This is a genomic window from Paenibacillus sp. SORGH_AS_0306 (genome assembly GCF_030819345.1).
GTDB lineage: Bacteria > Bacillota > Bacilli > Paenibacillales > Paenibacillaceae > Saccharibacillus > Saccharibacillus kyungheensis.
The window spans coordinates 4191637-4208658 of record NZ_JAUTBP010000001.1; the positions used below are offsets into that span (position 1 = coordinate 4191637).

Sequence of the window (17022 nt, forward strand, 5' to 3'; positions counted from 1 at the left end):
GACACCTATATGTTGCTGAAACAGCTAATGCCAAAAATGTTGCTATGAACAAGTACTCTGATTACAGGGATGTTTGTATGTCTTTGTATATGATTAATCATCAATTGACAGCCTTTTGCAAAAAAATTAGTATTAGTCTGTTACAGCTTTGGGTATAGTGCTGAATAATAGAATAGTAGTATTCATAGTCATAAGTGACCGATAAACGTCCATATATAGATGCAATAGATCCAGTACAAAGGGGTGGGCTTGTGAATCATAAAGTAACGATGAAAGATATCGCTGATCGGTTGAATATTAGTAGTGTAACCGTCTCCAAAGCGCTTGGAGATAAAGATGGTGTAAGCGATAGTCTAAAAGCAAAGATCAAACAAGTCGCCGAAGAAATGGGCTATCGTTATAATACAGCCGCCAAATCAATGAAAGACGGTCTATCCTACAATATTGGAGTGATGATCCCGGAGCGATTTACCGGCACCAATCATTCTTTTTATTTTCGTATGTATAAATATATTGCCAAAATTCTAGAGCAAGGTGGTTATTACGGTATTATGACCACGTTAGGGGAAGAAGAAGAATCAACACTTACTTTACCTCGATTGTATTATGAGCAAAAAATAGATGGTTTGATTATTTTAGGGCAGATCGGCAAGCCTTATATCGAAGCGATGCAGGAAATGCAGTTACCCAAAATTTTTCTGGACTTCTATGATGAGCATGTCGATATGGATGCTGTTGTTACCGATAATTTCTATGGAGCGTATGAGTTGACTAATCTGTTGATCCGCGGAGGTCATCGTGATATTGCTTATGTAGGTACACTTTATTCAACCAGCAGTATTCAAGATCGTTTTCTAGGATATTACAAATCATTGTTGGAGCATCGTATCCCTTGTACAATCTCACTGGATATTGGATGATCGGGATGAAGACGGAACTTATATTGATATTCAATTACCTGATCCTATGCCTAGCGCATTTGTATGTAATTGTGATCAAGTAGCGCATAATCTGATTAACAAATTGCAAGATTTAGGCTATACCGTTCCTCACGATTATTCTGTTACTGGATTTGATAATGATATTTATGCGACACTTACCAGACCACCGCTTACTACGGTGGAAGTCGATGTAGAACGAATGGCCAAGCTTGCTGTGCAATCTATTTTGAAAAAAGTAAGCAATCCCTATTATACTTTCGGTCGTGCACTTGTGCCTGGGCGTGTAGTTGAGCGTGAATCGGTGATTCCACTGCATACAGCGCCTTAACTATTGGCAGAAACGTACTAGAACATAAAAATAAAAGGAACGTCATGATGACGTTCCTTTTTGCTGTACCGATGATCCATAGAACTTATGATGGTCATCCTGTATATTATTAAATTTTATTTGAATTTACCTGCGCGAATATCATCTGTCATGCCTGGATATGGAGCTTTGGCAACGACTTGTTCATTGTCTACACCAGCATTTTCGATAAACGTAATATCTGCAAATTCAGGTACTACATATTTAGGATATGTTTCGTATTTTTCGCGAGATTCTTCCATCAAAGCGATATGGTCATTCTGGTAACACACCGTAATTTCAGGATGTTCATGTACCCATTTCGGGAAGAAAATAATACCATGCATGCGTTTTTCAAGCGGCATAAAGTTAAGCGCTACATCTGTACCTGTTGGTTCTGTCCATGCTACTTTGTATACACCTTCTGTTAATTTCACCAAATCTACTTCTTGATCGCGCACCCAACGTCCAGCTACCATACCACTATGAATACGGTAATCAATAGTATGATCATTTTTGATATAAATCTCATATTCCCAACCATTCTCATACGTATAAATCATGTGACTTCCTACAAAGTTTTCCATTGTACAGCACCTGCTTTCTGAAATGTAAATGCGATAATGATTTGTTTCTGATGTATTACCACTTCAATAAAACATGTAAATATCAACATGTTTATTTTAACACTATGGTATGCTATGGTCAAATATACGAATTGATATACAAAGGGGATTATAGAATGAGAGTATTAAAATTTGCGATTCTCGGTCTACTGTACCGTCAAGAGTACAGTGGTTACGATATAACCAGTCAATTTAAAAAAGAAATCGGACAGTTTTGGAGCGCCAAGCACAGTCAGATTTATCCAGAGTTGCGTAAGCTGGTAGATGAAGGACTTCTTCATTTTCGTACACAGATTCAGGGAGAAAAGTTAGAAAAGAAAATGTACACTATCACTGAAGCCGGGCGAAAAGAACTGTTAGCGTGGGCGATATCTCCAGAACCTTTACCTGAAACGGAAAAAGATGCGTTTATGCTCAAAATGTATTTTATCCATACATTATCCAAAGAAGAAGCAAAGACTCTTTTTCAAGATCAGCTTCAACAGCGACAAGACAAATTGGTATATTTACAACAGCAATATGATGACCTGATCCCTGTATTCGGTACAGAAAATACAGCTGATGCTATGTACTTCGATCATCCTCATCTGGGACATTATCTTGTGCTAACCAAAGCGATAGCGCGTGAACAAAGTTATGTAGTGTGGTTGGAGCAACAAATGAAGTTGTTTTTGTAAGCGATAGATCGAATATGTATAGACTGCTTGAACCAAAAAAAGACATCCATTACGGATGCCTTTTTTGTATAGTCTACGTTGGTTGTATAATCATAATCATTGCTTCAAGATATGCTTGGTTTAAAATTCTTCATACTCTGCTGGATCTTGATCCCATAAGCGTTTGTTGTCTTTACTGAATGCAGAAATCGTACTCATTTGCTCTTCAGTTAACTCAAAATCGAAAATGTTCAAGTTTTCCTGTTGATGCTCTAGTGATCCTGCTTTCGGAATCGGTACAGCGCCTAACTGAGTATGCCAGCGTAAAATAACCTGTGTCGGTGTTTTGCCATGAGTGGCTGCAATTTCTTGCACACCTGCATCTTCAAGTACACCTTCTCCGCGACCACGACCGAGTGGACTCCATGATTCAGTAATAATCTGATGCTTATCATTTGCTGCACGCTGTTCTGTTTGTTCAAAATACGGATGCAATTCTACTTGATTCAGAACAGGCGCTACTCCCGTTTCAGCGATAATCCGTTCCAGATGTTCTGACAGGAAATTACTTACTCCGATCGAACGTACATAACCGCGTTTTTGCGCTTCAATCATCGCTTGCCATGCTTCTACATATTTATCTACTTTTGGATTAGGCCAGTGAATAATATAGAGATCAAAATAATCCAGTCCTGTGCGAAGAAGCGATTCTTCGATCGTTACCAATGCTTTATCATACGCATGATGTCGTCCGGGTAATTTGGAGCAGACACGTAGTTGATCGCGTGGTACCGAGCTTTCGCGTACTGCTTTACCAACTGCACCTTCATTTTCATAATTAAAAGCAGAGTCAATCAGACGATAACCTGCTTCAATACCTTGTTTGATCGATTCAGCACCTTTGTAACCATTCAGCGAATAAGTACCCAGCCCGATTGCTGGAATATCCAGTCCGTCATTCAGCTTTTTTGTTGGAACGTTCGTTTGCATATCAAAAGCCCTCCTCTTATTTTGCTTCAATCATTATTTAAACCATTGAACCATTGGTAAACATGGCTAGCTTTGAAGAAGCTCGATATTGAGGAGTACTTTTCCGAATAGGTTACTGATTCTATGACTGTATTATTTAACGCTTAATGGCTTTAGTCCAGAAACCACCATGGAATTCGCGCGGCTCAACCATAATTACAAAAGCTTTGGGATCGACAGACAGGATAGTTTTATACAGGCTGTCCTGATTTTTGCGTTTGGCTAGAATCTCCATCACGATCCGGTCGCCATCACGCCCTTGTCCAAGCCAGGATGTTACGCCATAACCTTTGTCTCGCAATACTTCTGCTAGTCGTTGATTCGGCACATCGCTAATTACTTTGACCGTAATATACCCGAGCGCAATCTTTTCCTCAATCCATGAACCGAGTAAAATCCCGAGTCCATATCCGATCGCATATACGGTGAGACTTAGCGGTTGATCCAGATATTTGAGCACCAGATTTAGTCCCATAACATAAATAACGACTTCGACAATACTGATCGCAGATGCTACATATTTTTGTCCTTTGAGTGTGAGTATCGTTCGTAACGTATATGCCGTTACATATACAATCTGAATCAGAAAAATAAACATTAGAATTTTAAGCATAACGTGCAAAAACACCTTTCTTCTTCAAAATAATCGTGTATGTCATTAGTGATCTATAGATATTCAACCTCTACACTATCTCTTTCTACACATGGGATCAAGTATCAATTAAGGTTTTTCCAGAACGTCCATCTTTTTCCTCGCTCTAAATCAGCTTATAAGTCGCTATAAATTACCCGTATCTCCAACCTCATCAGTTCTTTTTTATTATAAAATAAGAACATAAGTTCCCTCAAGTAACAAAATAAGGAAATCTATACAAAGGAGCTATTAGGATGGAACAGACCCTCTCGTTATCCGAGCAGTATCGTAGACAACTCAAGCAGATCGCATGGCGTATCCAGTATCGGAACAAAGTACGGATTCGTTCTGAACAGCAGTCACTCCATACACTGACCGAAAACAATAAGTATACACCTTACCATATGGAAGAGTCCTATTCACATATTCTTCTTCAGGAACTTATTGATACCTTGCCTTCTGCGCAAGGAAAACATATTATTCGAGGATTGTATCTACACCAACAGACCGAAGCTGAATTAGCAGAACAATTACAAATTAGCCAACAGGCGGTGAACCGATGGAAACAGAAAAGCTTGCAGTATCTATCTCAGAAGATCAGTTCGTGACTTTATTAGACTTGGTTCAGCATCATCAGGATCAAGCGGCTATGTTAGAGTTACTTGATTATTATGAAGAAGATATGCAGCATTTAAGTAAATATTTACGAATGCCTTATGAAGATGCTATGCAGACGTTACGTACTGAATTGTTAGAACTGGTCACAGCAGGATTAGCAGAATGATCTTCATATTCACTCATGACAATCATAACGATATCTATTGTTCTACACGTTATCGTTCTATGCTGTATCCAAAAATAGCCTTCTGTCCATCGATCATACGGACAAAAGGCTATTTCATATATTAAAGATTAACAAAAGAAAAAGACTATATTACTGAGGATTCAACACTTCTTGTTCTACATCTTCCGGCCAGTGAATTACTACACCTGCTTCAAGCAACATCTCTTGATAGCGACTCACATGTTCTGTTGATTCGTAGACTTCACGTGGTGTAATACCTTGCTGAATCGCATAAGCGACTAGATATCCTGCGGACTCTCCAATATTCCATTCCACTGGATGCAGACGATAGCAACCACCAGCAATCTGAGTCATGCCAATATTTTTACAAGCGGGCAACAGATTTTTGACCCGTACCGGAATCAATGATCCTAATGGAATTTCAAATGGATAGTTAGGAATATAGAATGTACGGTGTGATTTGACAGTTGGATGTAGATCCAGTGAATAACTACCTACACCGATACTATCTTCATATCGCTTGATTCCTTCTGCTCCCCGTAACTCTTTGCTTACATCATGCTCAGTAATCGTATATAACGCTTTGATCCGGCGAGATTCACGAATATAAGGCGCTTTGGCAAGTCCATCGGCAGTCCCTAGAATATCACCACGCAAGCGAATACCCGGGAATCCTTTGCCTCCATCCAGACGTGGCGCTTCGGTCTGCAACCAGTACACTAATGAAAATGTAAGCTGGCGTGCACTTTCGAGGTTTTGGGTACGTTCATAGATCGGTACACCTGTTACCGCCCCTGCATAATAATCATTTTGCGCCCAGTTCAATAGACTGACTTCTTGAATCTGTGAACGAAGTGGCTCTTCCCAGATGGCTGGATCAATAATACGGCGATAATCCCACAAAGAAGTGACCCCTTGATCATTTGGAAAAAGCGTAAATTCTTTTAACTTGGTCGTATCATTCGCATCAGAAGCATACCAGCTCAAAATCGGAAAGCGAGAAAACGAAGGCATATATTCACGCCAGTACTCATACTCGGCGGGCTTGTCGATTGTAAAATCTTCACCTTCTACATAATCTACTGCTGCTACATGAGTGATCGACTGCATATCCAGTGGATCTGCATGTTCTAGAGCATGCGGTTCATTAGTGTCTGACTTCGATTCAGCTCCACTTACAAATTCTGTTCCCGATTGTGCCAACAGGTCGCCTTCTTCAGTAGCATCCAGATAGTATTGACCGATCAATTGCGTGTACTCACTTACTGTACCGACTGCTTGCGCATGACTTACAGTGACCGATACGATACGGTCATATTCTGTAGCTACTTCCACAGGCACAGTATGATATAACACTTGAATACGCTGCGTATGCAGATAAGGAGACATCATTTCATGCAGTACATCAAGGGCTATCTTAGGCTCATGAGCTAACCGGCTCACCCAGCCGTTACCCGGATTCAAGATCGGATTGTTCATCGCTTCATCAGTTAATGGGTAGTTACGACGATAATAATCGCGGACACGTTCACGAAATTCACGAAATGTCGCTGTTGCTCCAGTACGTTCGATCCAGCGATGTTCGTCCGGTGGAACTGCTTGTGATGTAAGCTGTCCACCTAACCAGTCAGTCGGTTCCGTTAAGGTGACTGTTAATCCTTGCTTGGCTGCGGCAAGAGCTGCCATACAGCCTCCTAGACCGCCACCGATTACAACAACATCTGTTTGTCTGATTTGTTCTGTCATGATTGTTCTCCTTTGTGATCTTGTACCGATTGATGCGTACGAATCGATAACCCTACTTCAAACATACGGTTCCATGGCATATAGCAATCTTGAATATCAATACGAACGCCATTTTCTTGCAAATGTTCCCCAATAAATTGCTCCAAATGACTACGCACCATTTCGGCAACATATCCTCGTTCACCGTCTAATTGAAATTTATCCAGACCTAATTCTTGGATCGGCCCATTGCTCAAATACTTACGTACCACCGAATCGTAGCCCAGATCTTCCACATACCGTAATGCTAGAAAATCCATATGTTCTTGAGTCGCACCATACATACGGTAGATCATCGATTGTGCTATCACCGTACCTAACGTATTAGAACTGGTATTCCATCCTGCATATCCTGCCAGTTGATACAGAATTCCACGCTGACGAAGCAAATCCAGTAATTCAAGATCACCACCATTGGCATAAGCGATATCGCCAATCGCTACAACAGCATCCGGATTACGATCCAATATGTAACCTGCATACTCGACCAGTTCTACAGTGGTTCGTTCTGTATCATAGTTAGCCGAAGGTGATCCTTGATAGACCGCTTCACCCATTTTCTCTCCTGCGGTATTCAGCAGTAACAAGATATCTGCGCTTTGTTCGTCTGAAGCGACCATGCCTCCTGCGGCAATAATCTGGTACTTCAATGTTTCATATAATCGGCGATCTTCATAAGCAGGAATAATAAACGCTCCATTCACCGAACTAAAGCGAACATACACTTGCGGAATATGGTTACTTAACTGATTGATCATACGAGCAACCAGTGTACAACCTACTTCATCTGCTCCTGGATACATATAGACGCGTAATCCGAGACGTAATGCTCGAATACGTGTCCGCACTTCTTGTTGATCTCTAGCTGTATAGCCATAAGGAGCTGAATCGTCTTGCGGGAAAATCAGAAAATCGATCACACCTTGCTCTACATAATCCAGTGCCAATCGATTGATCTCTCGATTTACTGCACGCCGACCTAGATAATCATCCAGTACTTCTTGTGGCAAACGGCTATTGATATCATCCAGTTCTTGCTGTTCTTCTGTCGTTAATGTGTGCTCTTCACCATAATGTTCTAGATATCCTTTGCGGAAAATTTCTCGTCCCCAATCGGCATAATAATCCGGCTCTTCATCAGAAGAAGAGTATTGCGGACATCGCATAATCAGTTGAAAAGCAAACAATTTGAGTGATGGATTCTGCTCTTTCAGTTGTTTTAATTGATCAAGCCGGCGTGTCAGCTCATCCATATCTAGTTCGTGCAGACGGGAAGGAACAATTCCACCATATAGCAATGTATCTAATGCAATCACTGCTCCGTCAGCCGATTGACATTCCAGTTTGGTCCATGTCCACAAGCGCTGTGTATCTGCAGCAATCTTTTTGCGACCCATCCATTCATGAGGCGGGCGAACAGCCTGATAAGAGGTTCCTCGTGTCAGTTCATACGGAAAGTGATAATTACAAGGTCTTTCGTCTAAAGGTACAATCACCAATTTCATTGGGAATATGACTCCTTTGAGGTTACACCGCTTTGAGAACGATATCTTGCTTGTCGTCGCTGGTAAGATTGGATATCTTGATTTGACTGCTGGGCAGTCGATATCCAACCTTAAAGGCGAGCGCTTCGCTCTTTCAGCATGATATCGTTCCCTTCGCTCAGAGTAAGCTCGGCAATTTTCTATTTGGTGGGGCAGGAAAAAATGGACTGCTTGTTGTAAAGTTAATGTTGTTTTGTTGTAAGGAATAGTTATTGTAAAGTGTGAAAAAGATATTGAGATAGAAAAGTTATTTATGGAAAAAGCTTATTTGTGAATATGATATTTAAGCGAATTGCAATTGGAAATTTTAAATTGTTTTCTTTAAGCATGTACAAAATATGAAATAGTTATAAGTTTATCTATGCATATGACTACTGTTATCCTTTCACGGCTCCTGCTAAGCCTTCCATGTAGTAGCGTTGGGTGAACAGGAATACGACGATGATCGGGATTACGGAAATGATGGTTCCGGCGGCGATCCAGCCGAAGTTGTAGGAAAATTGTCCGTTAAGATATGTTAGTGCTGATGCTAATGGGTATTTTCCGGGATCATCTAGCACAACAATTGGCCACAGAAAATTGTTCCAGAATGCCATCACTTCGAGTAGCATAATCACGGCAATACCCGGTTTGACGAGTGGTAATACCAGTTGCCACCAGATGCGCAATTCAGATGCACCGTCCATTTTACCGGAGTCTCGAATTTCAGTCGGAATCGTTAAGAACGTCTGGCGCATTAAGAAAATATTAAATACCGATACTGCCGCAGGTAGTACTACACCTAGATACGTATTACCTAGATTCATCCATTGGATCGTTAAGTAATGCACGATCATTGCAGTAGATGATGGAATAATCATCGTAGCAATCAGCAGGGTAAACACCATATCTCTACCTTTAAACCGGAATACAGCTAACGGATAAGCCGTCATACAGGACAGAACAATATTAAATACAACACCCATCACTGTAATAATGACCGTATTCATAATGTATTTAGGAAAGTTCATAAAGTTCCACACTTGCGCATAATTGCCGAAATTAATAAACGTCGGGAAAATAGCAGGTGGATTGGAAAATACATTACGACCTGGCATCAGCGATACACTGAGCAACCAGAGAAAAGGGCCGGTCATAAACAGCGCCAAAGCAATCAGCAAAATATACGTAATCGTATACCGAAATGCTTTTTTCCATTTACGTGCTTGCGGACTGGGCGTTTTGTAATTAGGTTTGGTATTTATCGTTGGATTATTCATCAGTACGTTTGCACACCGCCTTTCTTGTTCAGACGGAACACCAGTATACTCAAGATACCGACGATCACACTTACAATCAGACCAAGTGCTGACGCGTAACCAAAGTTAAATTGCACCAATCCTTTTTGATAAATATACAGACTGGATGTCAAAGTAGCCGTTCCCGGGCCACCTTTACCATTGGTTAATACAAACACTTCATCAAATACACGAATAGCCCCCATTAACGAGATTAATGTACAAAATAAAATATGCGGACGCAGTAAAGGGATCGTAATCCGGTAAATGGTCTGCCAGCGACTTGCTCCATCGATCATCGATGCTTCATACAGATCGGTTGGAATCGATTGAAGTCCAGCCAGATACAGCATCATATAATAGCCAAGCCCTTTCCACATCGTAATAAACATAATGACATACAATGCTGTGTTACTACTGGACAACCAGCCGACTTGCTCTTGAATAACACCCAATTGAATCAACGCATAATTGATTACACCATTACTGCTAAATAACCAGCTCCACATCAGCGCGACCGCCACCATTGAGGTGACGACCGGGATATAATACGCTGCGCGAAAAGCTTTGATTAATGGGATTCGGCTATTGACCAGAATAGCCATTAAGATCGAAATAATCTGAATAATTGGTACAATCAACACATATACCATTGAATTCCATAATGACGCCAAAAAACTTTTATCTTGAAAAGCTGTTACATAATTGTCTAGACCTACATAATGCGTTTCTCCAATGACCGAATAATCGGTTAAAGATAACGGAAGTCCGTATACAATTGGCCATAACACGAATACAGCGACAATTAGCAGTCCAGGAGCCATAAATGCCCATGCGGCAAATGTTTCTGTTCTCATCCATTTCTTCATGTTCGTCCACCGCCTTTAAAGGGTCCGTCTTTGGTTAGGTTGCTGATCTGCTTGCAGAGCCCTTTAGTTTTGCGACAGAATTTGGTTTACTTCTTGTTCAGCTTCTGTCAATCCTTGTTTAGGGTCTTTCCCATTCATAAAGATTTCTTGCAATTGACGTGCAATCGCCGAGTTCACATCACCAGCATTCGGTACACCGACCATATAATCGACTGCTTTATCCAAACTTTCAGCAGAGACCACTTTGGCTTCCGATTCTAATGTGCCATCATTTTCAGTAAAGAAGGAATCTTTGATCGATTCTTTGGTACTTGGCAATGTATTTGCTGCTTTGGCAAATGCGGTCTGATTAGTCGCATTGGTCAAAAATTTCGCAAATTCAGCTGCTTGTTCTGCATTCGCTGATTTCAAAGGAACAACCACATTCATCGTATTCGACAAACGCACATCAGCTTTGCCTGTAGGAAGTGGAACAGCAATCGTATTTTTATATACATCTGGTGCTGATGTTTTGATAAAATTAATAAAAGTAGGGCCTGCAATTTCAAAAGCGGTCTGTTCACTGGAATAGTATTGAATCTGCTTATCAAAGTTAGCATCTTCTTTGACCAGTACGCCTTCTTGGATCAATCCTTGCATTTTCTGAATTAAAGCTAGGGTAGCAGGCGTATTAAATGCTGCTGCTGTTTTGTCGTCGTTTAAGATTGAAATGCCTTCAACCGGGAACATTCTAGCTGCAAATGTAGTTGCATATCCAGTGGCTCCTGTTTTGGCTTTGATCTGACGGGACCATTCATTGAGCTCATCACGCGTTTTTGGCGGATTTTTGGGATCAAGCCCTGCTTGCTTCACCAGACGAGTGTTCATAAATAACACTTCTGTTCCGGTATACCACGGCAATGCATAGGCTTTGTTATCAAATACCGTCGAATTAAAAATACCATCAAAATATGATTTTTTCTCATCATCGCTCATCCATTGTCCTAGATCAGCAAGCGCACCTTTAGAAGCCATTTGATTAGCAAATTCTGTATTTAAATTTACAACATCAGGTACGTTACCACTCGCGATTCCGGTTAATAGCTTATTAGAAATGGCATCATATGGATAATCGCTCCATTCTACAGTTACCCCAGGGTGACTTTTTTGGTATTCTGATATTAAGCCATTAAAATAGTCATTGAACGTAGGTTGAAGAGCAATCGTCCAGAACTTCAATGTAACTTTGCCATCTTGTGCCTCATTATCTTTGGCGTCTGAACCACATGCACTGAGTAAAGATACACATAATGCAGCGAGTAGACATACTGACATCCAACTTCTAAATTTCTTTTTCACAATCTTCATTCCTCTCGTGTGGCAGTTATACTTTCTACGACCATCATGTAATATGTAAGATATCGCGGTGTTGATGCCAGAAACAGGCACCGTTCTACCTATGACACGAATTATAGCAAAACTAAATGTAACAAAAAAGGGATAGATAGGAATTAAAAGGTAATCCTTTTGTAATTAATTGTTTTTTTCTTACTAAATATGTGTAAAAGAAGGTGAATGTCTATGCAACCAGGATCGATTATATTGACCGGTATTATTGTAGTAGCCGTGGTTGCTGTTGCTGTTGTTCTCTGGATTGTTTTCCCTCTCAAAAAGGTAACGATACATCCGGCAGATCCTATATTGCCAGCTCAAGAACCACAACCAGATCACACAACACAAGAGCATCCAGCGCATCATCCCAATATTGTAGATTTATCTGCTTTTCGTGAACGCAAACATCTGACATCAGAACAAAAACATTCTGCTAAATCTGCTGATATCCAACCTAAAGATACAACTGTACCACCGGTATCTATTCCTCCCAAATTAGCAACTGTTCGCAATCTACATCAACCCAAGCAAGTCCAATCTTTTTCCAGTGGACGACTTCAAAAATGCTCGTATTGCAAAAAAGATGTCAAACACCTCACTTTTTATGCCAATGACAATGGTGGATTGGTAGGCGTCTGCAAAGACTGTGAACATATTGCCAAACGCCAAGATTTGCTCCCTTTATAAACGTAAGCTGTAAAGCTGAGATTCTGTGAATGTATAACCGCTGATTGCTATGAAAATAGCGTTGCTACTTCTTGCGATTGTATTTATTTTCCAATTACGCAGAAATAGTCTTGCGACTCTTTTATGAATACGCTATTATTTAGAAATAGTTGTCATGTTCGGATAGATGTGGGTATTGTCATAACATTGATTTTAATACCGTTACTAATGTGGAGGTCATGATGAGTAAGTATCAATTTATATGGAGCGAAGGTGTATTAGGCTACGGTGGGACAACATCTCTCGGCATGATCGCCATGCATTATATAGATCATCGTTTTGTACTGACTTTTCATAGTATCCTTGAAGAAATCACAGATACGGTTCCTTTATTTTTGTTATGCGGCTATTTGTTCGGAGAAATGATGTGGCGTTGGAAAGCGCGCAAAACCGAGCAGAAAGAATAGTTCCGCGGTTGAGATTGATCGGATAAAATAAAAAGTCTGTACGCTCTAGTTGAGATAGAGTGTACTGGCTTTTGTTGTTATTCCCATGGATATTCGGTAGTGAGGTAATCAGCAAATTCTTTGCTTTCTTCTCTACGTTGGCGACGCATCGCTGCTCGTGAAGGTGCGGTTTCGTGTAATTTGCGTTCTTCTTCTGTTTCTGGGATCACTGTCGGTACCTGAACTTTATGATTGTCTTCACCGATCGCTACAAAGGTAAGAAAGGCAGTTGCTGCAATGCGTTTCTCCCCTGTTTTGAGGTCTTCGCGTATCACTTTCACAAAAATCTCCATCGAACTACGACCTGTCCATGTGACAAACGATTCCAGTGTGACTGAATCGGTCGGATTGATCGGATACAGAAAATCGACAGAGTCTGTAGAAGCGGTGACTGTATCTACACGACATAATTTGGAAGCCGTAATTGAAGCAATATCATCGATATATGACATCAATTTACCGCCAAATAATGTATTATGATTGTTCACATCGGTCGGGAATACACGGGATGTTTTAAAACAACGCGTTTCTCTTACATATTTACTTTCGACTTGTTGCGGTTTGGTCGGTTGACCTTGTCCCGCTTGAGATGACTGATCCATTGTTCTACCTCCCTATACTGATACCATCGTCTTTAGACTTGCTAGCTATCCTTATCATAGTCTTCTCTATGACGTGTTTGCAAATATAGCTTTCAGAAAATATACAACGAATCAGCAAAACATTTACCATTTCGATGAACCTGATGAACGGCTACTGCCTCCGCTCCAACTGGAACTGCTAGACGAACGACTTCCTCCACCAGATGATGAACCGCCTGAACCTCCGCCGGATGAACGCTGACGGCGCTTGCGCTCTTGTTCCTGATCATAGATCGCTTTGTATTCGAGAGCGATAAATTGCAGTATACTTTCGCCTTCTTGCGCCTTTTGCTGTGCTTGTACAAAATAACCCTGACTGACCAGTTGCTGTAATTCTTCGATCAGTACATGAAGCATCGGAACATGGGTGGTAATCGCTGTTGTAAAATAACGAGCAGACAAATTCCGGTGTTCTTGTAGTAGCCCTTCGATCGCTTCCACAGCTTCTTGACGTTGTCTGGTCAGCTCTTCTACACGATCTACAAAAATCTTTGTATTGGTTGCCGCGTGATCTACAGCTTCTTTGACTTTCGACATATTAAGCAAGCTTCCACTTAGGATCTGCTGTGCTTGTTCTAGAGCGTCATAACTAGTCGCTTGTACTTGCTGGGTATCATCAGGATGAACTCTAATCGCTGCTTGCTGTTCATTGGCACGCTGATAATCTGCCTGTAGATTTGCCAAGCGCTGTTTCTCACTTTGCTTCTGATTGTCTAACAGGTCTTTGTAGCTTGTAATCTCGGTACGTAATTCCTCCATACGAGATAGCGATTCTCTCACTTGTTCGCTCCATATATTGGCTTGACGATACTGTTGGATTTGATCATGTAGTGCATTTACAATTTGTGGAGTCAGTATATTGACTTCACCTTGTCTTTTCTGAATTTCTTGATAACGAGCCCCTTGTTCTTGAATATGAACATTGGCATACTCTCCTTGCAGACGACTCACTTCCTGATTATATACTTCAGGCATTGTGCGAAAGTCTGTCATTTGCTGTTGCGCCATCATCAATGTCTTGTTGGACTCATCCCGGAAACGAATCAGATCACTTACCACCTGACGGGCTTCTGCAATATCTTGCTCGATAATGGTCATACTTTGACGGATCAATTCTACATTACCGCCTGCTAGCAATTGAGTTAGCTTGATTTCTTCAGCTCGTGCATGTTCTAAAAAACGGAAAGGATCGTCTACCGTTAATTTAAGCTTTTCCCGTTCGACAATCGGACGTAATTCGTGTTCGGTATTGTCGATCTCGACATTATACCTTTGACTGCGTTGCACCCATTCTCCATACAGACGGATATCTTCTAGCAGAACATCTAACCATTGATCTGCACGTTCAGCCGGTTCTTTGGCTTTGATAAAATCGAATTCATCCAACTGATCAGCTTCTTGTAAAATATGCTCAATCGTAGCGATTCGATCTTTCATCGCGGTCAGTGGATACTGGTATTGCTTTTCCAGATTCGCTACTGTCTGTTTCACTTGTTCCAGATTGACTTTGGATGCTTCAACCATTCCCCGTACAGTACGCGATAACTCGTCTATTTCTTGATGATGTTTTTGGACATTTGCCATATCAGTTGCCCACTCGGTCTGTTGTTGTTCGATCTGTTCGAGATCGGTAGCCGACTTTTTGACAGAACCGATCGAGATGCGAACTGCGTCTATTTGTTGCTGTAAAATAGCGATATGCGCATGTTCTTTCATCAACTGTGCTTGCAACTGTTCGATCATTTCTTTTGTCTGTCCGTTTACAAATCCCATTTCTAACTCTTTGAACAGATCAGATACGATCAAGCTATTGAGTGAGGTTGCAATCTGATCGTGCTGTACTTGTATCTGCTGACGGCGAGTTCGGAGCTTGCCCATCTGATTTAAGCGAATAATCAACCAGATCAAAAACCAGATCAGCGCAATCCCACCGATCAATAATGCAATCGCTGAACCCCAGTTTAATCCGACTTGTGCTAACTTTTGTGAAATGACTGTCGTGAATGGAACATGATTGATGTATTTATTAACTGCCAGCACACCGCCTACAATATCGCCATCTTGGGCAGAGGGAACAAATTCGTTATCGGTTACCCCTTGTACCGTGCGCTCATTGCTATTTGCAATTTTGTTAGCGAGTACTGCATTTTGAAATACCAGATGGACGTAATTCGGATTGGTTGTAATAACAAGTACAATATCGTTTTTGTCCAAATTGGAGCGGTCGTAAATCTGATTGGCATAAGCCAGCCCTTGGGCTTCGTCCATACCTGTAGCTGTATTCACATACATCTGGTATTCTTGTCCACTCAGTTCTGTATTAAGCTTGTCGATCTCACTACTGCTGAATAGTCCTGCATCATCCCGTACAAATCCTTGTTGCTGTGCACTATAAGCAATCCCTGTCATATTTTGCAAGATCAACCAGCATACTAGCAATAACGGAAGCCATATGTTGAATTTGAATGTGCGTTTGTCTATCTTCATCTATCATTTCCTTTCTTCCCTGCTCAAAGGGGAGCCTTTAACAAAAAGGATATTTTGCTGAAAGAGATGTTCTAATAAAGTGGCTTATATTATGATAGAACACATAACAATATCTGTAATGCAATCCCAATCTGGAGGAAATGATCTTATGGTAAACCCTACTATATCTATGTTACCAAAATTATGTTCGTTAAACACAGCATTACCTGTAAATGTAGAGTGGAATAACAAATCCGTCTATACCGGATTTATCAAACGCCCTTCTACTCAATCATTACCCATTAGCTCGCAAGGAATTGAAGGTGATGGTCAAGGCGATCTCAAAAATCATGGTGGCCCTGACAAAGCCGCTTGTGTCTATTCGCAAGATCATTATGCCTGGTGGGCCAAAGAAATGGATCGTCCTTTTGAAGCGGGGGCTTTTGGGGAGAATTTTACAGTCACTGGATTGACTGAAGATGTGGTATGTATTGGAGATGTGTATCGAATCGGAACAGCTATCGTACAGGTCAGTCAGCCCCGCCAGCCTTGCTTCAAGTTATCTGCTCATCTGGAACGTAAAGAAATGATCATGCGCGTACGGGAGACCGGATATTCTGGATTTTATTTTCGTGTATTGGAAGATGGAGTTGTACAAGCTGGAGATGAATTTGAAATGATTCGCCGTGAAGGCAATGGAAGTACAATCGCGGAATGTAATCGAATCCTGTATGATGAACGTGGCGATACCCCTACCTTGCGCCAACTATTAGAAGAACCTGCGCTGGCAGAATCACTTCGTAAGCATTTAAGTAAACGGTTGGCAGATTGATTAGATGACAACTTTATACTACAACATA

Annotated in this window: 18 protein-coding genes; 8 read left to right on the plus strand and 10 right to left on the minus strand. The window is 41.0% G+C overall.

Annotation, left to right across the window (positions count from 1 at the left end; all coding sequences use genetic code 11):
* The first annotated feature begins 251 nt into the window (after positions 1-251).
* Together QE450_RS18545 and QE450_RS23585 are read left to right on the plus strand one after the other, a co-directional pair.
* Positions 252-920, plus strand: coding sequence for a LacI family DNA-binding transcriptional regulator (locus QE450_RS18545; RefSeq protein WP_373462002.1), 669 nt, complete (start codon positions 252-254; stop codon positions 918-920).
* A complete protein-coding gene (locus QE450_RS23585) occupies positions 913-1269 on the plus strand; it encodes a substrate-binding domain-containing protein (protein WP_373462003.1) in 357 nt (118 codons plus the stop codon). The genes QE450_RS18545 and QE450_RS23585 overlap by 8 nt, the downstream gene beginning before the upstream one ends.
* Before the next feature lie 116 nt (positions 1270-1385).
* Here the strand turns inward: QE450_RS23585 and QE450_RS18550 are convergent, their stop codons facing one another.
* Positions 1386-1874, minus strand: coding sequence for a phenolic acid decarboxylase (locus tag QE450_RS18550; protein ID WP_204826052.1), 489 nt, complete (start codon positions 1872-1874; stop codon positions 1386-1388).
* 155 nt (positions 1875-2029) lie between these two features.
* On the opposite strand from QE450_RS18550, the gene QE450_RS18555 reads away from it, so the two are divergent.
* Entirely contained in the window at positions 2030-2590 is a 561-nt protein-coding gene (locus QE450_RS18555; protein WP_273613998.1) for a PadR family transcriptional regulator, read from the plus strand.
* Positions 2591-2710: 120 nt separating this feature from the next.
* On the opposite strand, the gene QE450_RS18560 is transcribed toward QE450_RS18555, so the two are convergent.
* A complete protein-coding gene (locus QE450_RS18560; RefSeq protein WP_307301191.1) occupies positions 2711-3559 on the minus strand; it encodes an aldo/keto reductase in 849 nt (282 codons plus the stop codon).
* Positions 3560-3695: 136 nt separating this feature from the next.
* Complete coding sequence (locus QE450_RS18565; protein ID WP_204826049.1) at positions 3696-4211, minus strand: DUF2179 domain-containing protein; 516 nt, start codon at positions 4209-4211, stop codon at positions 3696-3698.
* A gap of 275 nt (positions 4212-4486) precedes the next feature.
* Here QE450_RS18565 and QE450_RS18570 point away from each other — a divergent pair, with 275 nt between their 5' ends.
* Positions 4487-4840 (plus strand): sigma-70 RNA polymerase sigma factor region 4 domain-containing protein, encoded by a 354-nt coding sequence (locus QE450_RS18570; RefSeq protein WP_307301192.1) that lies wholly within the window; start codon positions 4487-4489, stop codon positions 4838-4840.
* On the plus strand, positions 4792-5016 hold the full coding sequence (locus QE450_RS18575; protein ID WP_307301194.1) for a hypothetical protein: 225 nt from the start codon (positions 4792-4794) through the stop codon (positions 5014-5016). Before QE450_RS18570 ends, QE450_RS18575 begins: the two co-directional genes overlap by 49 nt.
* A gap of 150 nt (positions 5017-5166) precedes the next feature.
* Here QE450_RS18575 and QE450_RS18580 read toward each other — a convergent pair whose 3' ends face one another.
* The 5 genes from QE450_RS18580 to QE450_RS18600 form a co-directional block, all read right to left on the minus strand.
* Positions 5167-6783, minus strand: a complete 1617-nt coding sequence (locus tag QE450_RS18580) for an FAD-dependent oxidoreductase (RefSeq protein ID WP_307301196.1) — start codon at positions 6781-6783, stop codon at positions 5167-5169.
* Complete coding sequence (locus QE450_RS18585; RefSeq protein ID WP_301263923.1) at positions 6780-8327, minus strand: DUF4127 family protein; 1548 nt, start codon at positions 8325-8327, stop codon at positions 6780-6782. The genes QE450_RS18580 and QE450_RS18585 overlap by 4 nt, the downstream gene beginning before the upstream one ends.
* Positions 8328-8743: 416 nt before the next feature.
* Positions 8744-9625 carry a carbohydrate ABC transporter permease gene (locus tag QE450_RS18590; RefSeq protein WP_307301199.1) on the minus strand — a complete coding sequence of 294 codons (882 nt, stop codon included), beginning with the start codon at positions 9623-9625 and terminating at the stop codon, positions 8744-8746.
* Positions 9625-10512 (minus strand): carbohydrate ABC transporter permease, encoded by an 888-nt coding sequence (locus QE450_RS18595; RefSeq protein WP_273614005.1) that lies wholly within the window; start codon positions 10510-10512, stop codon positions 9625-9627. Before QE450_RS18595 ends, QE450_RS18590 begins: the two co-directional genes overlap by 1 nt.
* A 63-nt stretch (positions 10513-10575) precedes the next feature.
* Positions 10576-11859 carry an ABC transporter substrate-binding protein gene (locus QE450_RS18600; RefSeq protein ID WP_274171551.1) on the minus strand — a complete coding sequence of 428 codons (1284 nt, stop codon included), beginning with the start codon at positions 11857-11859 and terminating at the stop codon, positions 10576-10578.
* Positions 11860-12072: 213 nt separating this feature from the next.
* Between QE450_RS18600 and QE450_RS18605 the strand changes: the two genes are divergently transcribed.
* Both QE450_RS18605 and QE450_RS18610 read left to right on the plus strand, forming a co-directional pair.
* Positions 12073-12570 carry a hypothetical protein gene (locus QE450_RS18605; RefSeq protein WP_273614007.1) on the plus strand — a complete coding sequence of 166 codons (498 nt, stop codon included), beginning with the start codon at positions 12073-12075 and terminating at the stop codon, positions 12568-12570.
* 221 nt (positions 12571-12791) lie between these two features.
* A complete protein-coding gene (locus tag QE450_RS18610) occupies positions 12792-13016 on the plus strand; it encodes a hypothetical protein (protein ID WP_204826042.1) in 225 nt (74 codons plus the stop codon).
* Positions 13017-13093: 77 nt separating this feature from the next.
* On the opposite strand, the gene QE450_RS18615 is transcribed toward QE450_RS18610, so the two are convergent.
* Positions 13094-13657 carry an acyl-CoA thioesterase gene (locus QE450_RS18615; protein WP_273614008.1) on the minus strand — a complete coding sequence of 188 codons (564 nt, stop codon included), beginning with the start codon at positions 13655-13657 and terminating at the stop codon, positions 13094-13096.
* Between the two features lie 123 nt (positions 13658-13780).
* Positions 13781-16183 (minus strand): TPM domain-containing protein, encoded by a 2403-nt coding sequence (locus tag QE450_RS18620; protein WP_307301203.1) that lies wholly within the window; start codon positions 16181-16183, stop codon positions 13781-13783.
* A gap of 148 nt (positions 16184-16331) precedes the next feature.
* On the opposite strand from QE450_RS18620, the gene QE450_RS18625 reads away from it, so the two are divergent.
* Positions 16332-16994 (plus strand): MOSC domain-containing protein, encoded by a 663-nt coding sequence (locus QE450_RS18625; protein WP_307301205.1) that lies wholly within the window; start codon positions 16332-16334, stop codon positions 16992-16994.
* Positions 16995-17022 lie beyond the last annotated feature (28 nt).

Excerpts from the sequence above, each read along its gene's own strand:
- QE450_RS18555 (WP_273613998.1), top strand. The coding sequence starts at position 2,030 with ATGAGAGTATTAAAATTTGCGATTCTCGGTCTACTGTACCGTCAAGAG.
- QE450_RS18580 (WP_307301196.1), bottom strand. The coding sequence starts at position 6,783 with ATGACAGAACAAATCAGACAAACAGATGTTGTTGTAATCGGTGGCGGT.
- QE450_RS18575 (WP_307301194.1), top strand. The coding sequence starts at position 4,792 with ATGGAAACAGAAAAGCTTGCAGTATCTATCTCAGAAGATCAGTTCGTG.
- QE450_RS18605 (WP_273614007.1), top strand. The coding sequence starts at position 12,073 with ATGCAACCAGGATCGATTATATTGACCGGTATTATTGTAGTAGCCGTG.
- QE450_RS18550 (WP_204826052.1), bottom strand. The coding sequence starts at position 1,874 with ATGGAAAACTTTGTAGGAAGTCACATGATTTATACGTATGAGAATGGT.
- QE450_RS18560 (WP_307301191.1), bottom strand. The coding sequence starts at position 3,559 with ATGCAAACGAACGTTCCAACAAAAAAGCTGAATGACGGACTGGATATT.
- QE450_RS18625 (WP_307301205.1), top strand. The coding sequence starts at position 16,332 with ATGGTAAACCCTACTATATCTATGTTACCAAAATTATGTTCGTTAAAC.
- QE450_RS18610 (WP_204826042.1), top strand. The coding sequence starts at position 12,792 with ATGAGTAAGTATCAATTTATATGGAGCGAAGGTGTATTAGGCTACGGT.
- QE450_RS18600 (WP_274171551.1), bottom strand. The coding sequence starts at position 11,859 with ATGAAGATTGTGAAAAAGAAATTTAGAAGTTGGATGTCAGTATGTCTA.
- QE450_RS18620 (WP_307301203.1), bottom strand. The coding sequence starts at position 16,183 with ATGAAGATAGACAAACGCACATTCAAATTCAACATATGGCTTCCGTTA.
- QE450_RS18585 (WP_301263923.1), bottom strand. The coding sequence starts at position 8,327 with ATGAAATTGGTGATTGTACCTTTAGACGAAAGACCTTGTAATTATCAC.
- QE450_RS18590 (WP_307301199.1), bottom strand. The coding sequence starts at position 9,625 with ATGAATAATCCAACGATAAATACCAAACCTAATTACAAAACGCCCAGT.
- QE450_RS18565 (WP_204826049.1), bottom strand. The coding sequence starts at position 4,211 with ATGCTTAAAATTCTAATGTTTATTTTTCTGATTCAGATTGTATATGTA.
- QE450_RS18615 (WP_273614008.1), bottom strand. The coding sequence starts at position 13,657 with ATGGATCAGTCATCTCAAGCGGGACAAGGTCAACCGACCAAACCGCAA.
- QE450_RS18595 (WP_273614005.1), bottom strand. The coding sequence starts at position 10,512 with ATGAAGAAATGGATGAGAACAGAAACATTTGCCGCATGGGCATTTATG.
- QE450_RS18570 (WP_307301192.1), top strand. The coding sequence starts at position 4,487 with ATGGAACAGACCCTCTCGTTATCCGAGCAGTATCGTAGACAACTCAAG.